Consider the following 15,758-nt stretch of genomic DNA (forward strand, 5'->3'; position numbering starts at 1 on the left):
GTGACGGGTTAATTAGAAAATCTGTGCGCGTTTGCGAAATATGAACTCTCTATCGACAGCGGCGCCCACGTGAAAGCCATATTCGCCCACCTTCTCGAAGCCGTAGCGCCCATAGAACCGCTGGGCGCCGTGATTCTCCGACCACACGCCGAGCCACAGATCGGTCAGGTCGCGGGCCTCCAGCCAGGCGGTCATGGTCTCGAACAGGCGCGCGCCCACGCCGTGACCCTGAGCTTCCCCCAGGAGATAGAGGCGCTTGATCTCGCCAGAGCGGGCGTCGACCTCGGGGTGCGGCAGGGTGCAGGGCCCCGCCAGGCCGTGGCCGACGGGCGCGCCGTCCTTCTCCGCCAGCCACAGGCCGCACGCCGGATCGTCCAGGAGGTCGGCGAGATAGGCCTCGCCATAGGCGTGCGTCAGAAAGGTCTCGAGGTCTTCGGGCGCATAGAGGTGTCCGAAGGTGTCCGTGAAGGTCGCCCGCCCGATTCGGGCCAGGGCGCCGCAATCGCGCGACGTGGCGCGGCGAATGATGATTTCCTGCATGTGATCGGCGCGATCCTGGCTAAAGTCACCTCATGATCGGCCTCTATACGCACGAGGACATGCTCGACCATAATCCGGGTGACTCTCATCCGGAGCGGCCCGAGCGCCTGGCCGCGGTGATCGAGGCCCTGGAGGCGGCCGAAGATCTGTTGCTGGAGCCGCGGGACGCCCCCCAGGCCGACATGGCCGACCTGCTGCGCGTCCATGACCGCGCCTATCTGGACAGCATCCTCGCCGCCGCCCCGGCGACAGGGCGGGTGCAACTGGACGAAGACACCTGGATGTCTCCGGGCAGCCTGATTTCAGCCCGCCGGGCGGCTGGCGCGGTGGCGGCCGCGGTGCGCGCGGTGGCGGCGGGGGACTTCGATCGCGCCTTCTGCGCCGTGCGGCCGCCCGGGCATCATGCCCTGCCGGGCGCCTCCATGGGGTTCTGCGTCTTCTCCAACATCGCCATCGGCGCCCAGGTGGCCAGGGCCTGCGGCTTCTCCCGCGTGGCGGTGGTGGATTTCGACGTCCATCACGGCAATGGCACCCAGGCGGCCCTGGCCGGGCGGCCGGGCTTTCTGTTCGCCTCGATCCAGCAATGGCCGCTCTGGCCGGGCAGCGGCCATCCTGAAGAGGTCGCAGCCGACAACGTCTTCAATGCGGTTTCCCCGGCCGGCGGCGGGGCGGCGGGATGGCGCGCGGCCTTCGAGACCCTGCTGGTCCGGGTCGCGGCCTTCGCGCCTGACCTTCTGATGATCTCCGCCGGCTTCGACGCCCATCGGCAGGACCCGCTGGGGGGCGGCCCTGGGGGCCAGGCTCTGGAGGCCGAGGATTTCGGCTGGGCGACGCAACGACTTCTGGAGGTGACAGCGGTGAGCACCCGCGGGCGGGTTGTGTCTGCGCTCGAGGGCGGATACGACCTTGACGCTCTGGGTCGGTCTGCAGTGTCGCATGTCCGAGCCCTTCAAGGGGGGTGAGGGACGCGCGATCCCTTCTGCGCGTAGCCTTCGGATGCCATGGCCGATTCCTTGAACGTCCCATCGCCGCCCTCCGGGGCCCGCCCCGCGCGCCGGGCGGGGGCGATCATCCTGGCCCGTCACGGAGAGCCGGCGCTCAGTCGACGCGTCTGGCTGAACGCCGACGGCTACCGCGCCTTCTGGGCTCAGTATGAAGTCCTTGGGATCCTGCCCGGTCAGACGCCCCCCGACGGGCTGATGGCCTATGTCGCCCAGGCCGGCTCGGTCTATTCCTCGACCCGGCAGAGGTCCATTGAGACCGCCACGGCCCTGGCCCAGGGCCGGGCCTTCGCCCGCGACGCCATCTTCATCGAGGCGCCTCTGCCGCCGCCCAACCTGCCAGGGTTCGTGAAGCTCACCCCCTCGCTCTGGGGCTTCCTCGCGCGGGTCTGGTGGTGGTTCTTCAACCACCATGAGGGGCAGGAAACGCGACACGAGGCCGAGGCGCGGGCCGACGCCGCCGCCGAGCGGCTCATCGAGGCGGCCAGCCGCGGGGAGGACGTGGTGGTCCTGGCCCATGGCTTTTTCAACTTCATGATGGGCCGAGCCCTGAAGCGCCGCGGCTGGCGGGTCGATCACAATGAGGGCTTCAAATACTGGTCCATGCGCCGGTTCGTGCGCCCGGGGGAGGGCTGAGCCGACGCCGCAGCCGCGACGGCCTGTCTGCGGAAAGGCGGCGCCCACGGATCGGACCGCAGATTCCTCAGCGGTCGCGCGTTTGATCCGATAACCGGTTCCCACTGATCGGAACGCAGATTCCTCAGGGGTCGCGCGTTTCTCCCGATAACCGGTTCCCACTTATCGGAACGCGCTCTAGGTTGCCCTTCCCGCGAGGAGCGAAATGGCCGACCCACAGACCGACATCTCATCCCTGACCTTCGAACAGGCCCTGCAGGAGCTGGAGACCATCGTCTCGCGCCTGGAGTCGGGCCAGGCGCCGCTGGAGGATTCCATCCAGCTCTATGAGCGCGGAGCCCTGCTCAAGGCCCACTGCGAACAGCGACTGGAGGCCGCCCGCCTCCGGGTGGAGAAGATCGTGATGGGCGCCCAGGGCGCGCCCCGCGCCGAGCCGGCCGAGTTCGGCTGATGATGGGCGAGGTCGGACGCCGGGTGGCCGAGGCCGCAGACCTGGTCACCGTGGCGCTCGACGAGCTTCTGCCCCGCGCCGAGGGGCCGGAATCCCGCCTGACCGAGGCCATGCGCTATGCCGCTCTCGGCCCCGGCAAGCGCCTGCGGCCGTATTTCGTCCTGGAGACCGGGCGGATGTTCGGGCTGGAGGAGCGCCCCCTGCTGCGCGCGGCCTGCGCCCTGGAATGCGTCCACGCCTACAGCCTGATCCATGACGATCTGCCCAGCATGGACAATGACGACCTGCGTCATGGGCGTCCCACCGTGCACAGGGCCTATGACGAGGCCACCGCCGTGCTGGCCGGCGACGCCCTGCAGGCCGCAGCCTTTGAGATCCTGGCCCATGCCGACACCCACCCCGATGGCGCGGTCCGGGCCGAACTGGTCTGGCGGCTGGCCCATGCGGCCGGCGCCCGGGGCATGTGCGGCGGCCAGATGATCGACCTTCTAGGCGTGCGCGACGATCTGGGCGCGGTGGCGCGGATGCAGCGCATGAAGACCGGCGCGCTGATCGCCTGCGCCTTCGAACTGCCGCTGGCCATGGCCCATTCCGGCGAAGGCGAGCGCCAGGCGCTGATGGCCTTCGCCCAGGACCTGGGGCTCGCCTATCAGATCATCGACGACCTCTTGGACGCCGAGGGCGATCCTGAGGTGATGGGCAAGCGGGCGGGCAAGGACGCGGCCATGGGCAAGGCCAACTATGTCACCCTGCTGGGCGCCCAGGCCGCCCGTGAGCGGCTCGACCTGCTGATCGAGCAGACCAAGTCGCATCTGGACCCCTTTGGCGAACAGGCTGATTTCCTGCGGGCGAGCGCAGATTTCGTGCTAAAGCGCCGCAACTAGCCCTCCCATCAGCCGTTCGCCTCGCTTCATGCCGCCGAAGACGCCCTTGCTCGACCAGGTTTCCACCCCCGCCGACACGCGCGGCCTGTCGGTGGCCGAATTGCGCCAGCTGGCCGAGGAGCTGCGGGCCGAGACCATCGATGCGGTCTCCCAGACGGGCGGCCACCTGGGCGCAGGCCTGGGCGTGGTGGAGCTGACGGTCGCCCTGCACCATGTCTATGAGACGCCGCAGGACATTCTGATCTGGGACGTGGGCCATCAGGCCTATCCGCACAAGATTCTCACCGGCCGTCGCGACCGCATCCGCACCCTGCGCCAGGGCGGCGGCCTGTCAGGTTTCACCAAGCGGGCCGAGAGCGAATACGACCCCTTTGGCGCGGCCCATGCTTCGACCTCCATCTCCGCGGCGCTGGGCTTCTGCGCGGCCCGCGATCAGGCCGGTCGGGACAACCGCGTGGTGGCCGTCATCGGCGACGGCTCCATGAGCGCCGGCATGGCCTATGAGGCCATGAACAATGCGGCCGAGACCACCAAGCAGCTCACCGTCATCCTGAACGACAACGACATGTCGATCGCCCCCCCGGTGGGCGGGATGAGCGCCTACATGGCCAGGCTCGTCTCAGGCGGCGGCTACCAGTCCCTGCGCAATCTCGGCAAGTCGGTGGCCAAGGCCTTTCCGCGTCCGATCCAGGAAGCCGCCCGCAAGGCCGAGGAATATGCCCGCGGCATGGTCACCGGCGGCACCCTCTTCGAGGAACTGGGCTTCTACTATGTCGGCCCCATAGACGGGCACGACATGGAGGCCCTGGTGGCCGTCCTGAAGAACGCCCGCGGCATCGTCGACAAGCCCGTCCTGGTCCATGTGGTGACCCAGAAGGGCAAGGGCTACGCGCCGGCCGAAAAGGCCGCCGACAAGCACCATGCGGTGGTGAAGTTCGATGTGGTCACCGGCCAACAGGCCAAGGCCCAGGCCAAGGCGCCCAGCTTCACCAAGGTCTTCGCCACCGAACTGATCAAGCACGCAGAGCGCGACCCGGCCATCTGCGCCATCACCGCGGCCATGCCCTCGGGCACCGGGCTCGACCTGTTTGGCGCGGCCTTCCCGGGCCGCACCTATGACGTCGGCATCGCCGAGCAGCACGCCGTGACCTTCGCCGCGGGCCTGGCGGCCGACGGCATGAAGCCGTTCGCGGCCATCTATTCCACCTTCCTGCAGCGGGGCTATGACCAGGTGGTCCACGACGTGGCCATCCAGAGCCTGCCGGTGCGCTTCGCCATCGACCGGGCCGGCCTGGTGGGCGCCGACGGGCCCACCCATGCCGGCTCCTTCGACGTGGGCTATATGGGCGCCTTGCCGGGCATGGTGCTCATGGCCGCCGCCGACGAGGCCGAACTCGCCGCCATGGTGGCCACCTCGGTGGCTATTGATGACGGACCCAGCGCCTTCCGCTACCCGCGCGGCGAGGGGACCGGGGTGGATATCCCGCTGCTGGCGCAGCCGCTGGAGATCGGTCGTGGCCGCATCGTGCGCGAAGGCACGGCGGTGGCCATCGTCTCCTTCGGCGCGCGCCTGGGCGAATCCCTGCGGGCGGCCGAACTGCTGGGCGCGCGAGGCTTCTCCACCACGGTGGCCGATGCGCGCTTCGCCAAGCCTTTGGATGTGGACCTGCTCCTGCGCCTGGCGCGTGAGCACGAGGCCATCGTGACGGTGGAAGAAGGCGCCATGGGCGGCTTCGGCGCCTTTGTGCTGCAGGCCTTGGCGGCCCACGGCGCCCTCGACCGCGGCCTGAAGATCCGCACGCTCACCCTGCCCGACATCTTCCAGGACCAGGACAAGCCCGAGATCATGTACGCTCAGGCCGGCCTGGACGCCGAAGGCATCGCCAGAGCCGCGCTCCAGGCCCTGGGCGCCGAAGCCGTCGCCGCGGCCGGCCGTCGCGCCTGACGACTCTCGCCTGACGAGCGCCGACTGAAGGCCGGCGCTCAGCGCCTCAGCGACAGAACGACATGAAGCGCCGCAGGTCCCGACGGGGGGCTGCCGGCGGCGCCACCACGGCCTCCAGGCCGCTGAGGCGCAACTCGCCCGTCCGACCAAATGCTGAGGCCACGGGCGCGCGATCAGAGAACTCCACGCTCACGACAGAACCTAGGGCTGCGGAGTCCGGGCGGGCCTCGCCGGGGATGGTGGTCTGGGCCTCGCCGGAAGCCAGGGTCACGCTGACGGGCCAGGGCGCCGGGCGGCCCACCCGGTCCAGCCACCGGCCACCGGACATCTCCACCGCCAGGCTGGCCGCAGAGGGAAATTCCGCGGTGATCTGGCCGCTGTCCTTCACGCAGGTCAGAGCCGTCAGGCCGAGGCCGGAGGCGTCGCGGAACACCAGCTCGGCCTGGGTCGTGTCTGCGGCGTAGGTCCAGCCGCCAGGGACGATGGCGGTCTGCTGGGCGGCGGCCGGGGCGGCGAGAAACAGGGCGGCGAAACCGGCGAGGGCGAAGGGGCGCGTCATGGCCGCAAGCCTAACCTTGCGCCGCCCAAGTCTCCAGAGGTCAGCGTCGGGGGTCAGACCTCGCGTCCGCACAGGGAGACGAACTCCGCCACCAGGGCGCGATCATCGCCCCGCGCCACGGTGCGCACCGCCCGCCCGTCGGCCTCGACCGTGAGCTGACCGCTGCGGGAAAAGCGTGCAAGGACGGGCGCCTGAGCCGGCGCAACGTCGCTCACCAGCATGACGCCTTCCATGGGGGTGGGCCAGGCCTCGCCGGCCAGCTCCACCTGGTCTCCGGCCGAGGCGAGACGCACGGCGGCGCCGGGCTCGCGTGCGGCCACGGCGAGCTCCACCTGGCCGGACGCCGGCTGGCAGCTCATCATCACCAGCAGGTTGTCGCTGTGGGCCTGGCCATAGGTGAGCTTGAGCCCCTCGCTGGGGTTTTGCTGCAGCGACCAGGCCATGGCCGGCGGCGCCTCGGTCGCCTGATGGGCGCACGCGGCGATCAGCAGCGAGGCGGACATTCCCAAGAGCGAGCGGCGGCGCATGGCGATCTCCTTCGCCCAGTTAACGACTCTCGCCGCCGCTCAGTTCACCGGCCGCCTGCGGCCCGGCCGTCAGAAGGGAGAAAAGGTCTCCACCAGGGCCTGGCCTGCGGGCGTGCGCTGGACGCGGCTGACATCGCCGCGGCCGCCATAGCTGATGCGCGCCTCGGCGATCTGCGAGTGGCGGATGGTGTTGGACGAGGAGATGTCCTCGGGCCGGATGATCCCGGCCACGGACAGCTGGCGCAGCTCGCCATTGGTGCGGACCTCCTGGGTGCCCTGGATCATCATGTTTCCGTTGGGCAGGACGGCGGTGACCACCGCAGCGATAGTGAGGTTGATCTTCTCCGAACGCGACACCGAACCCGAGCCGGCGCTGGCCGAATTGGAGTTGGTGGAGATGGCGTTGGCCGGATCAAACCCGCCGGGCAAGACACGGCCGAGGCTCGACTCCAGACCCAGGAAATTGGGCAGGCCCGCCGAAGCGCCGGCCGTCCGGGAGGTGCTGGTGGAGTTGGAGGTCTGGGCGCGGTCGTCGATCTGGATGTTCACCGTGACGATGTCGCCCACCCGGTTGGCCCGCTGGTCGATGAAGAAGGCCCGGGCGCCGGTGCGCCAGAGAGAGTTGGCCGAGGCGGCGCTGGGCAGGGGCTGGTTGGCCGAGGCCAGGATCACCGGCTGGTCCTGACCCACCAGGGCCGAAGGATAGCGAACGGGGGTCAGGTTCGGGCCGGCCACGGCCTCCTGCACGGTGGAGCAGGCGGCGAGCGGAACCAGGGCGAGGGCGGCGAGCAGGACAAGGCGCATGGCGGTGGGTCTCTGGCTGGCGATTAACGAGAGGCGAAGCGCACGGCCGACTGGGCCATGAACTGGTCGGCGGCCGGTCCCACCGCGCCCTGTCCGGGGCCGGTGGCGACGGCCTGGACCACGCGCCGGGAGGTGAGGTTTTCTGCCGCGAAGGTTTCGCCGAGCGCCGCCCGGCCGCGGGCGCGGGCCTGCAGCGACAGGGTCACCCCCCCGTGCTCATAGGTCAGGGTGATCAGGTCGCCGCTGGCGATCACCTGCGGGGCGCTGACATCGCGGGCCGAGGCGACCGAACCGGCGCGAAGGGGACGGCGGGCCTCCAGGCCGATCAGCTGGCTGGCGTCGGCGGCGGCGTCGGCCGGGGCGGCGGCGGCCTTGGCCCAGATCAGATCCTGCGGCTGGACGACCTCGCCGGCGGCCAGGCTGCGGGCGTAGGTGAGCACCTCCACATTGCCCCGGGCCGCAACCGCCTGTCCGGCGGTCGAGGGCGCGGCGGCGGTGCGCACCACGATCCGGCGCAGTCCCTCGGCATTGGCCCAGTCCAGGCCGGCCCGGCGGGCGGTCTGCTGCACGGCGCCGGCGTCGAGCACGACGGTCAGGCCAGGCTTGCGGGCCACGGGGACGCCCGCGGCCGAACCTGCGCCATGGAACAGGTCGCCCAGGGTGACCAGGCCGTCGGCGTTGACCACCTCGGCCTTGAGAGTCACGGCCTGACCGGCCAGCGCCTGGGCGGCGCCGCTCAAGGCCAGGCCCGCGGCCAGAATCAGAGAGGCGAGGGGACGGAGCAGCATGATCATCAGCCCTTCACGGAGTTGGCGGCCCGCAGCATTTCGTCGGCCGCTGAGATGACCTTGGAGTTCATCTCATAGGCGCGCTGAGCGACGATCAGGGCGGTGATCTCGGTCACGGCGTCCACGTTGGAGGCTTCGGTGTAGCCCTGCATCAGCTGGCCGAAGCCCACACCGCCAGGGGCGCCCACATTGGCGGGGCCTGAGGCGGCGGTCTCCATCAGGAGGTTGTCGCCGATGGCCTCCAGGCCCGCCTCATTGACGAAGGTGGCGAGTTCGATCTGACCCACCACCTCGGCCTCGGTCTGGCTGGCGCGGATCGCCTGGACCTGGCCGGTCTTGGACACCGCGATGGAGGTGGCGTCGCCCGGCACGGTGATGGCCGGCTGGATGGGATAGCCGTCCTCGGTCACCATCTGGCCGTCGGGGCTGAGCGAGAGGTTGCCGGCGCGGGTGAAGGCGGTCTCCCCCGAGGGCAGCAGCACCTGGAAGAAGCCGCGGCCGTCGATGGCCAGGTCGTAGGGATTGCCGGTGTTGGTGACCGCCCCCTGGGCGGTGATGCGATAGACCGAGCCGGCCTTCACGCCGCCGCCGATCTGGACGCCGGTGGGCACGATGGTCCCTTGTTCGGAGGACTGCGCCCCGGCCCGCTCCAGGGTGTGATAGAGCAGGTCCTGGAACTCGGCGCGCTGCTTCTTGAAGCCCACCGTGTTCATGTTGGCGATGTTGTTCGAGATGACCTCGACGTTCAGCTGCTGGGCCGACATGCCCGTGGCGGCGGTGCGGAGCGCCTGCATGGCTTAAACTTCCTAGTTCACCCGGCCCATGCGCTCGACGGCGCGCCGGGACAGGTCTTGGGTGGATTCCATCATGCGGGTGATGCTCTCGTAGGCTCGCGTCACCTCGATCATCCGGGTGATCTCCAGGATGGGCTTGACGTTGGAGCTCTCGAGCATCCCCTGGCGGACGCGCGCGTCCGGAGCAGGTTCGGGTTGCAGGTTCGAGGTGTTGCGCAGCAGGTTGTCGCCGGCCTTCTCCAGCACGGAGAGGTCGTCGAAGCGGACCACCGCCACGCGGCCCACGATGTTCTCGCCCTGGCTGACCGTGCCGTCCGGAGCGATCTTCACCTCGCCGTCCTCGGGATTGATGACGATCTCGCCCCCGCCGTCGCCGGCCACCGGATCCCCGGCCTTGGTGACGATGCGGCCCAGCTCATCGAGACCAAAGCCCCCGTCGCGGGTGTAGCGGGGGCCGGCGGCCGTGTTCACTTCGAAAAAGCCCTGGCCCTCCAGGCCGAGGTCGAAGGTCGCGCCGGTGGAGGTCAGGGCGCCTTGGCCGAAGTCGCGGGCCACGCCGCCGTCGAGCACGAACTTCACCGGCCGCGGCGCCCCGGCGTTGAAGGCCGGCGCCCCAGGCTCGGTCCGGGCCATCAGGGATTCCACCTTGAAGCCGGTGGTGTCGGCGTTGGCGATGTTGTTGGCGATGATGTCCAACTCGCGTCGCAGCAGCATCTGGCGCGACAGGCCGACATAGACCGTGTTGTCCATCCTCTGCGCTCCTTTGCCTGCGACAATTCTCGCCAGGTCGGCATGCAAGGGCTGGGCCAGTCTGAAAGCCCTGCAAAAACAACGAACAAGAAGGTTAATTCCGACCCCCTGGCGCATTTTGCCGGGCAGGATCGGCCGCCGTTAAGGAGTGTAAAAACCTATCCTTAACCAGCGTCGGGCCATGGCTGAGGGACAGGATTCTAAGGAGCCGCGCCCGTGGCCAAGGACAAGGTCAAGGAAGCCCCCGCTGAGGGCGCCGAAGGCGAAGACGCCGAAGGCGCGCCCGCCAAGAAGAAGCCGCCGTTGAAGCTGCTGATCATCGCCGGCGTGGGCGCCCTGGTGGTGCTGGGCGGCGGCGGGGCGGCGGCCTTCGTCTTCCTCAAGCCCAAGCCGGCGGCCGAAGGCGAGGAGCACGCCGAGAAGAAGGCGGAAAAGAAAGACGCGAAGAAGGACGAGAAGGGCGGCAAAGGCGGCAAGGGCGAGGAGGCCGCGAGCCCGGCCCTGGTGCGGGCCGGCCCCGACGGCGTGGTCTTCTACACCCTGCCCGACCTGGTGGTGAACATGCAGACCGCCGAGGGCAAGGCGACCTTCCTGAAGCTCAAACTGACCTTGGAACTGCCCGACGACCAGGTCGCCTCGACCCTGGATCCCAACCTTCCGCGGCTGCAGGACATGTTCCAGACCTTCCTGCGCGAGCTGCGGCCCGAGGACCTGTCGGGGAGCCAGGGCAGCTACCAGCTTCGGCTGGAGATCCTGCGCCGGGTGAACCTGGTCATCGCACCCGCCAAGGTCAACGCGGTGCTCATTGAGGAGATGCTCATCAACTGATCCCCCAAGGGATCGGTCGGGCTCTGATTTGGGAACCAGATGGCGGCAGACGACAACAACGAGGCCTGGGGCGGCGGTTCATCGGAACCGGACGCCTTCGCCGGCGCCGAACGCATCCTCAACCAGGATGAGATCGACAGCCTGCTGGGCTTTGACCTGTCCGACGACGAGGCGTCGGAGCGCAGCGGCATCCGCGCCATCATCAACTCGGCCTTGGTCTCCTATGAGCGCCTGCCGATGCTGGAGATCGTCTTCGACCGCCTGGTGCGGTTGATGACCACCTCGCTGCGCAATTTCACATCGGACAATGTCGAGGTGAGCCTCGACAACATCTCCTCGATCCGCTTCGGCGACTATCTGAACTCCATCCCGCTCCCGGCCATCCTGGCGGTGTTCAAGGCCGAAGAGCTGGAGAATTACGGCCTGCTGACGGTCGATTCCAACCTCATCTACTCCATCGTCGATGTGCTGCTGGGCGGTCGTCGCGGCACGGCGGCCATGCGGATCGAGGGGCGGCCCTACACCACCATCGAACGCGTGCTGGTCCAGCGCATGGTGGAGGTGGTCCTGGCCGACGCCCGCGCGGCCTTCGAGCCGCTCACGCCCGTCTCCTTCGTCCTCGACCGGCTGGAGACCAATCCCCGCTTCGCCGCCATCGCCCGTCCGGCCAACGCCGCCATCCTGGTGAAGCTGCGCATCGACATGGAGGATCGGGGCGGGCGGATCGAGCTTCTGCTGCCCTACGCCACCCTGGAGCCCATCCGGAAGATGCTGCTGCAGCAGTTCATGGGTGAGAAGTTCGGGCGCGACAACATCTGGGAAGGCCACCTGGCCACCGAACTCTGGACCACCCAGATGGAGGTCCGCTGCGTCCTCGACGAACTGCAACTGCCCTTGCAGAAGCTGCTGGACCTGAAGGTGGGCGACACCATCACCCTCAACGCCACCCCCGACAGTCCGGTGGAGCTGCGCGCCGGGTCCATCCCCCTGACCCAGGGTCACATGGGTCGCCGCAATCACAACATCGCCGTACGCGTGGAGGCCCCCCTCTCGCCGCAGGCGCGCAAAGCCGTGCAGAGGATCCGATGAGCCTTGTGGCGATCTCCATGAATCTCCTTCTGGCGGTGCTGCTTCTCGCAGCCCTTGCCATGGGGTGGCGGCTGAACCAGCGGCTGAAGGCCCTGCGCGACAGCCATGCGGGCTTCGCCCAGGCCGTCGCAGACCTGGACCAGGCCGCCCGCCGGGCCGAGCAGGGGCTGGCCGATCTGCGCGCGGCCACCGATGAGGCCGCCGACACCCTGGACGACCGGATCAAGGCCGCCCGGGAGCTCTCCGCCCGTCTGGAGCGCCAGGTCAAGTCAGGGCCGGTCCTGGCTGAGGACGAAGCCGCCGAGCGCGCCGCCGAACATCGTCTGGGCGCCCTGCTGGCCGGGGCGCACGAACTGCGTCCGGCCCGTCCGCGACTGGAGCCCGTCCCCCCCGCACGCCGCCCCGCGTCGGTGGAGCGCCCCCTGGAGCGCCCCTTGGAGCGGGCCGGTGCGCGCCCCGTCTCGCGCATGGCCCGCGCCCTTGAGGATGACCTGTTCGACGCCCCCGCCGAGGCGGTGGGCGAGCTTCGCCGAGGCCGCCGATGAAGACCGTTCCGCGAATCCTGCCCATCGTCGGCGTCGCCATGGGCGGCGTGCTGGCGGTCAACGCCCTCTCGGGGGCTCAGGGCCTGCCGGAGCTCCTGTCGGGCGCGCGCGCCTTCGCCGAAGAAGCGATCGGCGGCAAGGACGAGCCTGCCGAGGCGCCGGCCGAGGCCGCGCCCACCGGAGAAGGCGCCGACGCGGCGGCCACCATCCCCAAGCCGGCCAATGTCTGCGCCCCCACGGCGGCTGAACTGGCCAAGGAGGCGGGCCTGTCGCCCGCCGAGTTGCAGGTGCTGCAGAGCCTGGGCGAGCGGCGCGGCCAGCTGGACGCCCGCGAACAGTCCCTGGAGACCCAGCTCGCCCTGATGGCGGCGGCCGAGACCAAGCTCGACGCCAAGGTGAAGGCCCTCGACGACCTCAAGGCTCAGATCGAGGCCCTGATGGGCGCGGCCGAGGAGCGCGAGGACGCTGAGGTCGCCCGCATGGTCAAGGTGTTCGAGGGTATGAAGCCCAAGGATGCGGCGGCGCGCATGACGGTCCTGTCCGACGAGGTGCGGCTGCCCATCGCCGCGGCCATGAAGGAGCGGGCGCTTTCGGCCATGCTGGCCGCCATGCCCCCCAACGAGGCCAAGCGTCTGACCGAGAGCCTGGCCAGCCGCTTCGAAGCGGCCCGGGCGCTCGGCAAGGCTGCGCCGGCCACCGAGGCCGCAGCGGCCGCGGCGGCGAAGCCGGCGCCCGCGCAAAAGGCGGGCTAGGACGGTGCGGCTGCGCCGGACCTTGCGCTCCAGCGTCGCGGCGGCCTGCATCCTGGCCACCGTGGCGCCAGGCGGCGTCATGGCGCAACCGGCGCCGGCCCAGGCGCCGGAGCCGCTGGAGGTCCGCGTGGCTCAGGCCCGGGACTTCTCCCGTATCGAATTCCGCTGGAAGGGGGCCGCGCGGGTCAGTTCCCGTCGGGACGGCCAGGTGCTCACCCTGCGGTTCAGCCGCGACGGCGATCCCGATCTCACCCGGCTTCGGGTGTCTCCGCCCCGCTGGGTGGAAGGTGCTGCGGCCCGGCGGGTGGGCGGGGTGCTGGAGATCGACATCCGCCTGGCGCCCGACGCCGAGGCCCGCCTGGGCCAGGCCGATGGGGCGGCCTTCATCAATGTCTACGCCAAGGCGCCCGAGGCCCCGCCCGCCAAGGGTCCTGCGGCGAGCGCAGAAGCGCCGGCCGCCGCCCCCGACCCGGCCAGGCCCAATCCGATCCCGGCCGGCGGGCGGGTGCGCATGCAGCCGCGCCTGGAGGGCGCACAGGTGCTGCTGTCCTTCCCCTTCGTCGCCCCGGCCGGGGCGGCGGTGTTCCGTCGGGGGGATGCGGTCTGGGTGGTGTTCGACGCCCCCGCCGACCTGGACGTGGCCCACGCGCCCCGCGGCCTGCGGCAGTTCCAGGGCATGACCGCCTATCGCGGGGCCGACTATGCGGCTGTGCGCATCCAGAGCCCGAGCGGGACGCCGGTGACGGCGTTGAGCGAAGGTTCGACCTGGACCATCGCCCTGGGACCCGGGGCCCAGGCCCAGCCCACCCCCATCCGCGTCAGCCGCGACGCCACGGGCGGGCCGGCCAGCCTCTCGGCCGCCGTCTCGGGCGTCACGCGTATCGTCCGCCTGCCCGACCCGGTGGTGGGCGACACCCTGGTGGTGGCCACCGCCCTTGGTCCGCCCAAGGGTCTCGCCTCCCGTCGCGAATTCGTTCAGCTGGCCCTGCTGCCCTCGGCCCAGGGTCTGGCCATGGAGACCTTCGCCGAAGACCTGACCCTGGCGCGGGAAGGCGATCTCGTGGCCATCGGGCGGCCCAGCGGACTGTCCCTGTCCTCGCCCGAAGTGGCTGAGCGACGCGCCCAGACGGCCCCTGGCGCGCCCATGCCCGCCGGCCGCCCCGCGCTGATCGATGTGGAAGGCTGGTCCAAGACCGGATCGGGCGGCTTCATGTCGCGCTACAACGCCCTGGTCGAAGCCGCCGCCCTGGAGGGGCTGGACAAGGAGAAGGGCGAGACGTCCGCCCGCATGGCTCTGGCCCGGTTCCTGGTGGGGCACGAACTGGCCTTCGAGGCCATCGGCGTGCTCAACGACCTGGCGCGGGAGCGGCCCAGGGTGCTGAACGACGCCGAGTTCCGCGGGCTGCGCGGCATTTCCCGCGTCATGGCCCGGCGCGACAAGGAGGCTTCGGCCGACTTTTCGGCGCCAGTTCTCTCCGACGAGGCTTCGGGCGCCCTCTGGCGATCCCTGCTGGCCAGCCGCACCGCCCAGTGGCCCGAGGCGCGACGGGAGTTCGCCGCCGGGGCTGCGGCGTTCAACCAGTTCCCCGAACTCTGGCGGGCGCGCTTCGCCCGCGCCGACGCCCGGGCCGCCCTGGCCATGGGGGATCTGGACGGCGCCCAGAGCCGCATCCGCCTGGCGCTGGACCAGACCAAGGACCCGATCGAACAGCTGGAGACCCGGCTGCTCCAGGCTGAGCTCGCCGAGCGGCGGGATGATACGGGCCGGGCTCTGCGCATCTATCAGGCGGTGGCGCGGGCGCCGGTGGACTACCTGGCCGCCCCGGCCCTGTTGAACGCCACGCGGATCCGGTTCGAGGAAGGGGCGATCACGCCCGCCCAGGCCATGGCCTCCTATGACAGCCTCCGGTTCCGCTGGCGGGGCGACGCCACCGAACTGGCGACGGTGCGGGCGCTGGCCCGCCTCTATCTGACCCAGGGACGTTATCGCGAGGCCCTGGAGACTCTGCGCTCGGCCGGACGGCGTCTGCCCGACCTGCCCGAAGCCCTGGGCCTTCAGGCCGATCTGGCGGCCACCTTCCGGGGCCTGTTCCTGGACGGTCTGGCCGACGGGCTGGAGCCGGTCCAGGCCCTGGCCTTGTTCTTCGACTTCAAGGACCTGACCCCGCTGGGCGTGGATGGCGACATGATGGTGCGCCGCCTGGTGCGGCGACTGGTGGATGTCGACCTCCTGGCTCAGGCCGCCGACCTGCTGGCCTATCAGGTGGACAATCGCCTGGATGGCGTGGCGCGGGCCCAGGTGGCCACCGATCTGGCCCTGATCTATCTGATGGACCAGCGGCCTGAGCAGGCGCTCATCGCCATCAACGGTTCGCGCACCACCATCCTGCCCCGTCAGCTCAACGCCGACCGCCGGCTGATCGAGGCCCGCGCGCTTTCGGCGCTGGGCCGGCAGGACCACGCCCTGGAGGTTCTGGCGCGGGAGGATTCGCCCGAAGCCCGGGACCTGCGCGCCGAGATCGTCTGGCGGCAGAAGGACTGGGCCGCCGCGGGCGGCCTCTTCGAGGCGTCCCTTGGTCAGAGGTGGCAGGACGCCAAACCTCTGACCATTGAGGAGGAGGGCAAGCTGCTGCGCGCCGGCGTCGCCTTCAGCCTGGCCGGCGACGACGAGGCCCTGACGCGGCTGGAGGGGCGCTACAGCCGTTACCTGGATCAGGCCAACAATCCCGAGGCCCTGCGGGTGGCCCTGACCGGTGTGGCCAGCGGGCGCATCGGCGTCGGCGACTTCGGCCGCATGACCGCTGACAACGCCGCCTTCGCCGGCTGGGTGGGGCGGATGAAGGAGAAGTTCCGCCAGGCCGCGCC

17 protein-coding genes are annotated in these 15,758 nt (G+C 70.2%); 10 read left to right on the plus strand and 7 right to left on the minus strand.

Annotated features, from left to right (window positions below; translation table 11 throughout):
* Positions 1-12: 12 nt before the first annotated feature.
* Positions 13-540, minus strand: coding sequence for a GNAT family N-acetyltransferase (locus V7D28_RS08210; RefSeq protein ID WP_333586895.1), 528 nt, complete (start codon positions 538-540; stop codon positions 13-15).
* 32 nt (positions 541-572) lie between these two features.
* Between V7D28_RS08210 and V7D28_RS08215 the strand changes: the two genes are divergently transcribed.
* The 5 genes from V7D28_RS08215 to dxs all read left to right on the plus strand — a co-directional run bounded on the left by V7D28_RS08215 (position 573) and on the right by dxs (position 5,457).
* Entirely contained in the window at positions 573-1,502 is a 930-nt protein-coding gene (locus tag V7D28_RS08215; protein WP_333586896.1) for a histone deacetylase family protein, read from the plus strand.
* Between the two features lie 39 nt (positions 1,503-1,541).
* Positions 1,542-2,177 (plus strand): histidine phosphatase family protein, encoded by a 636-nt coding sequence (locus tag V7D28_RS08220; RefSeq protein WP_333586897.1) that lies wholly within the window; start codon positions 1,542-1,544, stop codon positions 2,175-2,177.
* 205 nt (positions 2,178-2,382) lie between these two features.
* Positions 2,383-2,628, plus strand: coding sequence for an exodeoxyribonuclease VII small subunit (locus V7D28_RS08225; RefSeq protein WP_333586898.1), 246 nt, complete (start codon positions 2,383-2,385; stop codon positions 2,626-2,628).
* A 2-nt stretch (positions 2,629-2,630) separates the two neighbouring features.
* Positions 2,631-3,512, plus strand: coding sequence for a polyprenyl synthetase family protein (locus V7D28_RS08230; RefSeq protein WP_333586910.1), 882 nt, complete (start codon positions 2,631-2,633; stop codon positions 3,510-3,512).
* A gap of 28 nt (positions 3,513-3,540) precedes the next feature.
* Complete coding sequence (gene dxs / locus V7D28_RS08235) at positions 3,541-5,457, plus strand: 1-deoxy-D-xylulose-5-phosphate synthase (RefSeq protein ID WP_333586899.1); 1,917 nt, start codon at positions 3,541-3,543, stop codon at positions 5,455-5,457.
* A 46-nt stretch (positions 5,458-5,503) separates the two neighbouring features.
* Here the strand turns inward: dxs and V7D28_RS08240 are convergent, their stop codons facing one another.
* The 6 genes from V7D28_RS08240 to flgF all read right to left on the minus strand — a co-directional run bounded on the left by V7D28_RS08240 (position 5,504) and on the right by flgF (position 9,679).
* Positions 5,504-6,016, minus strand: a complete 513-nt coding sequence (locus tag V7D28_RS08240; RefSeq protein ID WP_333586900.1) for a hypothetical protein — start codon at positions 6,014-6,016, stop codon at positions 5,504-5,506.
* 53 nt (positions 6,017-6,069) lie between these two features.
* Entirely contained in the window at positions 6,070-6,543 is a 474-nt protein-coding gene (locus V7D28_RS08245; RefSeq protein ID WP_333586901.1) for a hypothetical protein, read from the minus strand.
* A gap of 69 nt (positions 6,544-6,612) precedes the next feature.
* Entirely contained in the window at positions 6,613-7,347 is a 735-nt protein-coding gene (gene flgH / locus V7D28_RS08250; RefSeq protein ID WP_333586902.1) for a flagellar basal body L-ring protein FlgH, read from the minus strand.
* 23 nt (positions 7,348-7,370) lie between these two features.
* Positions 7,371-8,144 carry a flagellar basal body P-ring formation chaperone FlgA gene (flgA, locus tag V7D28_RS08255; RefSeq protein ID WP_442957911.1) on the minus strand — a complete coding sequence of 258 codons (774 nt, stop codon included), beginning with the start codon at positions 8,142-8,144 and terminating at the stop codon, positions 7,371-7,373.
* Positions 8,141-8,929 carry a flagellar basal-body rod protein FlgG gene (flgG, locus tag V7D28_RS08260; protein WP_333586904.1) on the minus strand — a complete coding sequence of 263 codons (789 nt, stop codon included), beginning with the start codon at positions 8,927-8,929 and terminating at the stop codon, positions 8,141-8,143. Before flgG ends, flgA begins: the two co-directional genes overlap by 4 nt.
* Before the next feature lie 12 nt (positions 8,930-8,941).
* Positions 8,942-9,679, minus strand: a complete 738-nt coding sequence (gene flgF, locus V7D28_RS08265; protein WP_333586905.1) for a flagellar basal-body rod protein FlgF — start codon at positions 9,677-9,679, stop codon at positions 8,942-8,944.
* A gap of 216 nt (positions 9,680-9,895) precedes the next feature.
* Between flgF and V7D28_RS08270 the strand changes: the two genes are divergently transcribed.
* From V7D28_RS08270 to V7D28_RS08290, 5 genes are all read left to right on the plus strand, one after another.
* Complete coding sequence (locus tag V7D28_RS08270) at positions 9,896-10,507, plus strand: flagellar basal body-associated FliL family protein (protein ID WP_333586906.1); 612 nt, start codon at positions 9,896-9,898, stop codon at positions 10,505-10,507.
* Positions 10,508-10,546: 39 nt separating this feature from the next.
* The gene (fliM, locus tag V7D28_RS08275) at positions 10,547-11,596 is read left to right on the plus strand and encodes a flagellar motor switch protein FliM (RefSeq protein ID WP_442957910.1); all 1,050 of its coding nucleotides are present in this window, start codon (positions 10,547-10,549) and stop codon (positions 11,594-11,596) included.
* A gap of 17 nt (positions 11,597-11,613) precedes the next feature.
* Positions 11,614-12,141: a DUF6468 domain-containing protein gene (locus tag V7D28_RS08280; RefSeq protein WP_333586907.1), complete on the plus strand. Its 528-nt coding sequence runs from the start codon at positions 11,614-11,616 to the stop codon at positions 12,139-12,141.
* Positions 12,138-12,893 carry a MotE family protein gene (locus tag V7D28_RS08285; RefSeq protein ID WP_333586908.1) on the plus strand — a complete coding sequence of 252 codons (756 nt, stop codon included), beginning with the start codon at positions 12,138-12,140 and terminating at the stop codon, positions 12,891-12,893. Before V7D28_RS08280 ends, V7D28_RS08285 begins: the two co-directional genes overlap by 4 nt.
* Positions 12,894-12,915: 22 nt before the next feature.
* Positions 12,916-15,758 (plus strand): endoglucanase (locus tag V7D28_RS08290; RefSeq protein ID WP_333586909.1); only part of this gene is annotated, 2,843 nt, incomplete at its 3' end.

Origin of the sequence: Phenylobacterium sp. (assembly GCF_036723115.1) — a bacterium.
In the GTDB taxonomy this organism is placed as follows: domain Bacteria; phylum Pseudomonadota; class Alphaproteobacteria; order Caulobacterales; family Caulobacteraceae; genus Phenylobacterium.